The sequence below is a fragment of the Escherichia sp. MOD1-EC6162 genome (genome assembly GCF_002965125.1).
Taxonomy (GTDB): Bacteria; Pseudomonadota; Gammaproteobacteria; order Enterobacterales; family Enterobacteriaceae; genus Escherichia; species Escherichia marmotae.
The window spans coordinates 1-7,072 of record NZ_PTSB01000054.1 but is presented as its reverse complement, the minus strand read 5'-3'; the positions used below and the strand labels follow the sequence as shown (position 1 = coordinate 7,072).

The window sequence follows — 7,072 nt, the reverse complement described above, 5'->3', positions numbered from 1 at the left end:
GTCAGCTGACCGCCCATTTCAAAAGAACCATTAAAATCACCAGGAGTCCAGGCAAATACTGAACCAGACACAACGGCAGAAGTAGCCACTGCCAGTGCAATCAGAGTCTTTTTCATAAAAAGAAATTCCTTTCAGATTTACAAAAAAACAAAAAATATAATTTATGCTGTATCAGCAACCCCTTTATCGGAATTACCGCAAAACTATCCCCTGCGGATTCATTTAAATAACCGCACTTCATTAAACACATTGTTTAACTCAGAATAGTTTTACGTTATTCCCGTTAAAAAACGGTAAGTCCCTTTACCAGTCAGACCCGCTCCGGAGCCAGAGATATATTGCATTGATAAAGGATATAAATCCTCAGTCCTCCACCTGCAGGGCTATCTGCAGGTTTCCCCTGTAGCTAACCGGTACCTCCAGCTCTGCCGGTGCATCCGTTCTTAACTCAACCAGCTTATGCGCCTCTGGGACGGTTATCACCACATCCTCACCCTGCTGTCTGGCACTGAGTGCCACTCTCTTTCCGTCAACCATCAGGGCCGTCTTCAGGGTGATGCGGGCTTCCCCGTTATCCGGCAGAGCCTGTTTCACCGTGATGTTTGCCAGTCCGCCGGAGGCCGGGCGGCTTTCTGCATGCCGAATTATCAGCTCGGCAGGTAACGGGCTGTTACTGCCTGAGCGGTACAGCACCGGGTCTGTTGGTGTACGGGTCACCTTCACCACGCTGTTACCCACCACCTGACCATTCACCACACCCAGATACTGCGTTTTCTCACTGTATTCAGCGGCCTGTGCAAACTGAATACTGAGTGCACTCAGGACCAGGGCGACTGCCATCATTGTTTTCTTCATTTATTACCCCTCTGTTCCGTGTTCCGGAGGGCGGTTATTTCTGCTCTGCGGTATCTGCTTTCTCAGTTTTTGCTGCTACTGGTGCAACTGGTTTCTTCTGGTTAATGGTCCAGATCTGCAATTCACCGTAATCGTTCAGGGAGTCCACTTTCACCACATTTCCCTTCACCTGTACTTCATCACCCGGCATGAACATCAGCAGCTTCTGTGCCGTCTCATTATCCGTGGCAATTTTCTTCCCGTTTCCGTCCAGCAGGCTGCCAATCGCAAAAATGTACGGCGTGGTGTTCACCAGCATAGTCCTGCCATCCGGGCGGCTCTGCAGGCTGAGCCCTTCCTCTGCCCCCTTGCGACCTTCAAGCAGTGCCTTCGGGCGATAGAACAGTTTCAGCTTCGTGCGCAGCGCCACCGCAATACCACTACCCTCCAGAGCCGGCGGAATATCCTGCAGGTTCAGCCAGTACACCGACTCCCTGTCCTTCGGCAGATGATCCGAGGCCATGATGATACGCAGTGTCTGCTGACCGTTCGGCTTCACCTTGAAGAAGGACGGCGTCACCACAAAGGTCGGACGGGTGTCCTTCTCCACGATATTGTCCACCCAGGCCTGTCCACCAAAGGTACGTTCCTTGTCATTGTTGGTGACCGTGATGGTCAGTGCATCCTTGTCTCCGCGAAAGATATAGCGGGTCTGGTCTGCTGCCAGGGAAGCCATCGCACTCTGACAGGTCATCATCAGCGCCAGGGTCATCCCCAGCGTTTTTGTTACCCGGTTAGTGAAAAACTTCGTTACTGCACTACGCTTATTCACACGTAATCTCCTGTAGTTTCTCAGTATCCTGCAGTTTCTCCGCAGGTATCCGGCACCGCCCCAGAGTGATATCCCCCGGCGCATCCACCGTGTTAATCATCAGTACGCCGTTGTTGGCCACAAAGCCCAGCGGCGTGTTCTTACTGTCACGTGCCCAGGTTCCGCCTGACACAAACTCACCGTTACGCTGCTTCACCTGCAGCAGGTAACGCTTAACTTTCAGGGCATCAAACGGCATCCACACCACTGCCTTGTCTGTCGGCACCACCTTCTGACTGGTGGTGGTCAGCTCCGTGTTCAACGGTAATGTGCCCGCATCAATCGTCACCGTGTTCCAGTCATAACTGTTCAGCGGTACAACCAGGTTGCCGTCACTGTTGGTCTGTCCGTCACCGGACGTCACCTTCACTCCGGGTGTATCCTTCACGTTCACCACGGCCACGGTATCCCCGGTCGTGCGGCTGAACATAATGTCTTTCGCCGCCGGAACGGCCAGTACCGAACCGCTGACCGAGACAGAACCACTGGTTCCGCCGGACTGCGAGTGGTTCAGGGCACCATTCAGATAAGCCCGGTCACCACTGTACGACGCGTTCAGATAACTGCTCACACTACCACCGCTGTCACGCCCACCGCCCAGGCCATAGCTGAAACGGTCATTCAGCGAGCCGGACACGCCAGTGCTGAAGCCCGTGCCACCGCCTTTGCTGGTACTCACCGAGGTACTGCTGCTGTAACGACGGTCAAACAGTGTGAACGGTACCGACACTGACGCCGATGCAGACCAGTTGTTTTCCCCCCGGGTGTTCCGTGAACCGGACCAGCCCAGGTTCAGACTGACACCCTTAATCTGTGTGCTCAGGGTGCCGCTAATCCCCGTGTCCTTACCGTTGTCATCGCTGTACCGGTAACTCCCGGTCGTGGATGCGGGGTAATAGCTCCGTTGCCAGCCGGACACCGACAGACTGAACAGTCCACCCACCGGCTGACTGACACCGGCATTCCATTCATCCTTCGTCCGGCGACCATGATTTGACTGCGACCACAACTCTGTCGGGTCAAAGGAGGACATGTCCTCATATTCCTCACTCTGCCGTGACCAGCTCACCCGCAGTCCGGTGTTCGTCATCTCCAGTTGTTTACTCCAGGATAACTGCACCTTATTTCCGCTACGGCTGCCGTCACGGTATTTTGCCGTGGCATAAGCCCCGTCAGCAGACACCGCCCCCAGGTAACCCAGCCCCAGAACAGCCCCGGCGCTGATACCCTGCCAGTCCTGGTTAAACACACCACCAGTGCGCAGCGTCAGTCCGTCCAGACCGTAACCGTATGACGCCGCAAACACGCCGCCTTTCAGGTCACTGTCATCGTCAGGCAAACCGGCTGCCACACTGAACTCGTGTTGCCCCGGGCTTAACTGCCCGGCCATCACCGACAACGGGAAGTTCTGTACCTGCTCGCGCCCGTCTTCACCGGTGATTTTCATGGTCACATCACCACTGGTGTACAGCGGCACATCCGTGATGGAGAACGGACCCGCCGGCACCATCTCCGAATGCAGCAACCGCCCGTTCTGTGTCAGCGTCACCCTCGACGGCCCGTTCGCAATGCCGCTGAACACCGGGGTATACCCCAGATTGCCCGGCTTCATGCTGTTGTTCCGGCTCAGCGACACGCCGTACGTTCCCGTACTGCCCAGCAGACTGTCCCCGGTGGATGTTTTCCCGACCGCCAGGTCCGCACTCAGTGCGCGGATGGCCCGGGTGGCTGTAAACATGTTTATCGTGGTGGAGTTATCCCCGCTGTCACCACCGCTGGCCGTGGCTGAAGAACTCACCACCCAGCGCCCGATATTGGCTTTCAGGTCCGCTGAGCCAAAGGCCGAGGTGTTATTACGGCCGGTGTTGGCGTTCGCGTTATAGTTCACGCGAAATGCACTGGTCCCGTAATCCCAGTCCACATTCTCCGGCATCTTCACCAGTCCCTTCTGGGGAATGGACAGCGCCAGACTCTGGGTGGAAACATCAAAATCCACCTTCACTGACGGGGCTTTTGTCAGCACATAGCACTGTCGTGTGGCGTCATACCCCTCACGAAAGTAATCCGCACTGACGTAAATCCCGGCCTTCGTCAGCCATGCCTCTGTCAGACACAGTTCATTACTGTCCTGTGGTGTCACATCCAGTATCTGTTTCCCGGCCTCCTTCCCGTTCAGGGACAGGTCAACCAGATAACGCCCCGGCGCATAGCTGCCGTTCAGGGCTGCCCAGACTTCCGGATTAACCCCGGCACCACCCTGGATAAAGGACATATCCAGTTTTTCACCTGCAACACCTGTGGCGCTGGCGAAAGCAGCTGATACGGCAAGCGCAAGTGTGGCCCGACGGAAAAATACGGACGAAACCTGTTTTGTGATTGTTTTTACTTCTGCACGCACAATCTTTACTCTGTTACTGATACGTGACCACAAAGGTCAGCGCCCCCGTGTATTCCCCCGCCTTCACGTCAGCCGGAAACACTGGCTGCGCACGAAAACGGAACTGTCCCTTAGCAGCAAACTCCACCGGGTAATTCACCGAATGACTGTCCTGAGTCAGACGTCCGCGATAATCAGCCTGAACATCCACTGCCCGCACATCCACGCGAATACCATCACCGGCACCGCGGGTGACCACGCCTCCCGCGTCCAGTTGGCCCGGGTTACCAAAATCCAGGGTGGCGACCTGCCCGGCCTTAAAGGCTGAGCAGCCCTGAACCGAGGCGCCGGACTCATACAGACGCACCGTGAAGTCACGCGGCGGTACAGACGCCCCCGTGGACTTGCGGTAAGTCCCGAATGTCAGCCGGCCACTGTTGCCGGTGCTGTCCGCATCCACCACCACATGACAGGCTGAGGCCACCACGTCAGCACTGAATACGGTTTTCTGAACAGCGGCGTGAGAAACCCCGCCCCCTGCCAGAAGCAGAAGTACTGAAAGCGATAAATTTTTCATGCAACTGTTATCCCGTATATGGAATACTGGCTTCTGATATATAAAAAGGAACCAGCCTGTTTACCGTCAGATGAGTACGTTGAAAACGTCCGAGAGCACCAGAAAAATACCCCTGAGAAACCTCATGTCGTTCACAGGCCTCCTTCCGGGTATAACCCAGAACCAGAAAATCCCTCAGTGCATTAATAACTTTTTCACTGTGAACCGGAGATATTTCAGCTAATAACCAGAACTGGCTCTCTGACATTTTTCCGGGCGACAGTCCTTCCCCTCGCCCTTTAGTCAGATATAAATAACCATCTTCCATTTCCTGTTTATTCCGACAATACATAAAAAAATAAAATATTATTAAGAAGGCTTGCGAATATGCATATTCGCCCTCTTACCACTTTATTTAACCATGCCAATAATAACATGGAGATTTATGCTAAAAAACACGCTTTTTGCGATCTTTACACTAAAAAAATGCACAAATCACAAAATAAAAAACCAGAGAACAATAAAAACACAAAATAAAAAACCAAATACACACAAAAAAGCAGAGAAAAAGATCATTTTTCTAAAAAAAAACAACATTGGATCACAAAATGATATTTTTACGTATCTTTATATTTTTAGCTATCAATCACTCACACCAGATCACACGAGTTCACATTAAATATGAATTTCAATAAACAAAAAATATTAAACACAGAAACTAAATATGGGTGTAATAAACATAAGTGGTAACACATAAAACTTATTATGATAAACTACCGGGACAAATGTTGCGCAAATGTTATCGAGCGAGTGCATTAGAATTAATTTATTTCCATATGCAATAACCAAAGGCTGCATACTATATAAATACATCAATGAAATATTATCTTTATATAGCAAAACCACAGATAGTGAAGCATATTTCTGGCTAAATCATTATCAAACCAAGTATTGCCTGATGGTTCTAGAGAAGTAGAAGGAGGGAGCATTTCTGTCACGCTAGCGAACAGCGTCATATTACCTTTGCTATTGTCAGCGCCAATGATATAAGACGGTAATGGGGATGCGGACGATCTCATGGACTGCTTTATTATGCCAGTCCACATTGTTGGCGGTACATTTCGGGGCTGACGAGCCTGTACATAGATCTGTGTAATTGCCTGATTTTGATATGTTCAATCCAGCATCAAATGAAGGTTAATTTATGAACGAAAAAACAGTTACAGGCTCTGGCTAACGAACTGGCCAAAAACCTCAACCCCCCTGAAGACCTCAGTCAGTTTGATCGGCTGCTGAAAAGCTCAGCGTTGAAGCCGCTCTCAATGCAGAAATGACACACCATCTTGGGTATGAGAAAAATCAGTCCAGACCGGAAACTAACTCCCGCAACGGTTACTCCACAAAGACCGTTATCACAGTCGACGGTCCACTCCGCGCGATCGTGACGGTACCTTCGAACCACAACTGGTAAAGAAAAATCAGCCCCGTATTGCCGGGATGGATAACCAGCTCCTCTCGTTGTATGCCAAAGGGATGACCACCCGTGAGATAGCTGCTGCGTTCAAAGAGCTGTATGACACAGATATTTCACCGGCACTGATATCAAAGGTCACCGATGCCGTGATGGAGCAGGTTGTAGAATGGCAAAACCGACCACTGGATGCTGTTTACCCCATTGTTTATCTTGACTGTATCGTCCTGAAAGTTCGGCAGGACAGTCGCGTCATCAACAAATCGGTGTTCCTGGCACTGGGCATCAATATCGAAGGTCAGAAAGAACTGCCAGGTATGTGGCTGGCCGAAAATGAAGGGGCGAAATTCTGGCTCAATGTGCTGACTGAACTGAAAAACCGCGGTCTGAACGATATCCTCATCGCCTGTGTGGATGGCCTGAAAGGCTTCCCGGATGCCATCAACACGGTATATCCGGAGGTCCGCATCCAGTGATGCATCGTGCATATGGTGCGCAACAGCCTGCGCTTCGTGTCATGGAAGGAATACAAAGCCGTCACTCGCGACCTGAAAGCGATTTATCAGGCACCCACGGAAGAGGCAGGCCAGCAGGCACTGAAGGCGTTCGCTGCGACCCGGGACAGTCGCTATCCTCAGATAAGCCGAAGCTGGCAGGCTAACTGGCCTAATATTGCCACGTTCTCCGCTTATCCGATGGACATCCGCAAAGTGCACTATACGACGAATGCCATCGAGTCGCTAAACAGCGTGATCCGCCATGCGATCAAAAAGCGTAAAGTGTTCCCGACAAACGAGTCAGTAAAAAAAGTGGTGTGGCTGGCAATCCAGGCCGCGTCACAGAAATGGACAATGCCGTTAAGGGACTGGCGAATGGCAATGAGCCGCTTTATTATCGAGTTCGGTGACCGCCTGGACGGTCACTTCTGAGAAAAGGCATTTACACAGAATCCTAAACAGGCTC

Annotated in this window: 8 protein-coding genes and 1 pseudogene; 3 read left to right on the top strand and 6 right to left on the bottom strand. The window is 51.8% G+C overall.

Annotated elements, in window-relative coordinates:
- From A9587_RS25775 to A9587_RS23735, 6 genes and pseudogenes are all read right to left on the bottom strand, one after another.
- Window positions 1-116 (bottom strand): annotated as a pseudogene (locus A9587_RS25775) (fimbrial protein); the annotation flags it as partial.
- Between the two features lie 247 nt (window positions 117-363).
- Window positions 364-855, bottom strand: coding sequence for a F4 (K88) fimbria minor subunit FaeF (faeF, locus tag A9587_RS23755; protein ID WP_097762385.1), 492 nt, complete (start codon window positions 853-855; stop codon window positions 364-366).
- A 34-nt stretch (window positions 856-889) separates the two neighbouring features.
- Window positions 890-1,666, bottom strand: a complete 777-nt coding sequence (gene faeE, locus A9587_RS23750) for a F4 (K88) fimbrial chaperone FaeE (protein WP_105264042.1) — start codon at window positions 1,664-1,666, stop codon at window positions 890-892.
- Window positions 1,659-4,082 carry a F4 (K88) fimbrial usher FaeD gene (gene faeD, locus A9587_RS23745; RefSeq protein ID WP_105281975.1) on the bottom strand — a complete coding sequence of 808 codons (2,424 nt, stop codon included), beginning with the start codon at window positions 4,080-4,082 and terminating at the stop codon, window positions 1,659-1,661. Before faeD ends, faeE begins: the two co-directional genes overlap by 8 nt.
- Window positions 4,083-4,116: 34 nt before the next feature.
- Entirely contained in the window at window positions 4,117-4,659 is a 543-nt protein-coding gene (locus tag A9587_RS23740) for a fimbrial protein (protein ID WP_097762384.1), read from the bottom strand.
- A gap of 7 nt (window positions 4,660-4,666) precedes the next feature.
- A complete protein-coding gene (locus A9587_RS23735; RefSeq protein ID WP_089644981.1) occupies window positions 4,667-4,966 on the bottom strand; it encodes an adhesin biosynthesis transcription regulatory family protein in 300 nt (99 codons plus the stop codon).
- 1,136 nt (window positions 4,967-6,102) lie between these two features.
- Between A9587_RS23735 and A9587_RS25770 the strand changes: the two genes are divergently transcribed.
- From A9587_RS25770 to A9587_RS25760, 3 genes are read left to right on the top strand one after another with little or no spacing between them, the layout of a single operon-like run.
- Window positions 6,103-6,585 carry an IS256 family transposase gene (locus A9587_RS25770; RefSeq protein ID WP_442899312.1) on the top strand — a complete coding sequence of 161 codons (483 nt, stop codon included), beginning with the start codon at window positions 6,103-6,105 and terminating at the stop codon, window positions 6,583-6,585.
- On the top strand, window positions 6,545-6,661 hold the full coding sequence (gene astA / locus A9587_RS25765; protein WP_425431316.1) for a heat-stable enterotoxin EAST1: 117 nt from the start codon (window positions 6,545-6,547) through the stop codon (window positions 6,659-6,661). Before A9587_RS25770 ends, astA begins: the two co-directional genes overlap by 41 nt.
- Window positions 6,622-7,038, top strand: coding sequence for a transposase (locus A9587_RS25760; RefSeq protein WP_425431315.1), 417 nt, complete (start codon window positions 6,622-6,624; stop codon window positions 7,036-7,038). The genes astA and A9587_RS25760 overlap by 40 nt, the downstream gene beginning before the upstream one ends.
- The last annotated feature ends 34 nt before the right edge of the window (window positions 7,039-7,072 follow it).

Excerpts from the sequence above, each read along its gene's own strand:
- faeF (WP_097762385.1), bottom strand. The coding sequence starts at position 855 with ATGAAGAAAACAATGATGGCAGTCGCCCTGGTCCTGAGTGCACTCAGT.
- A9587_RS23740 (WP_097762384.1), bottom strand. The coding sequence starts at position 4,659 with ATGAAAAATTTATCGCTTTCAGTACTTCTGCTTCTGGCAGGGGGCGGG.
- A9587_RS23735 (WP_089644981.1), bottom strand. The coding sequence starts at position 4,966 with ATGGAAGATGGTTATTTATATCTGACTAAAGGGCGAGGGGAAGGACTG.
- astA (WP_425431316.1), top strand. The coding sequence starts at position 6,545 with ATGCCATCAACACGGTATATCCGGAGGTCCGCATCCAGTGATGCATCG.